This is a genomic window from Hydrogenophaga sp. GW101-3F08, from assembly GCF_059424585.1.
Genome location: NZ_JBWKZP010000027.1, coordinates 1 through 613 on the forward strand (window position 1 = coordinate 1; position 613 = coordinate 613).

General features: G+C 66.6%; 1 protein-coding gene. It reads left to right on the forward strand.

Translation table 11 applies throughout. The annotated features are described in order from the left end of the window. On the forward strand, nucleotides 1–613 hold a 613-nt coding region (locus tag AC07YZ_RS25450; RefSeq protein ID WP_494796787.1), incomplete at both ends, for a TRAP transporter substrate-binding protein.

The following is a 613-nucleotide window of genomic DNA, read 5'->3' on the forward strand; positions in this document are numbered from 1 at the left end:
CTGCCGTTCATGAGCGGTTCGGCCGAGCAGTCCTCGCGCGCCTTCCAGGAGTACGTGGAGAAATTCGCCGCCGACGAGTTCAAGGACGTCAAGCTCATCGCGGTGCACACCCACGGCCCGGGCCTGTTCCACACCAAGCAGCCGGTGACGGGGCTGGAGAGCCTGCGCGGCATGAAGGTGCGCGGTGGCTCGCGCATCATCAACAACATGCTGGGCAAGCTGGGGGCCACGCCGGTGGGCATGCCGGTGCCGGCCGTGACCGACGCGCTGTCCAAGGGCACCATTGACGGCACCACCATTCCCTGGGAAGTGACGCCCGCGCTCAAGGTGAGCGAGCTGGTGAAGAACCACACCACCTTTGCCGGCAAGCAGGGGCTGTACACCCAGACCTTTGCGTTCTCCATGAACCGCGCGGCCTACAGCAAGCTGCCCGACGACCTGAAGAAGGTCATCGACAACAACTCCGGCATCGAAACCGCGGCCCTGTTCGGTCGGGCGATGGACGAAGGCGACAAGGTGGGGCGCGCCATCGCCGAGAAGGCCGGCAACAACATCGTGGCGCTGGACCTGGCCGAGACCCAGCGCTGGCGCCGCACCGCCGGCACGGTGGAGA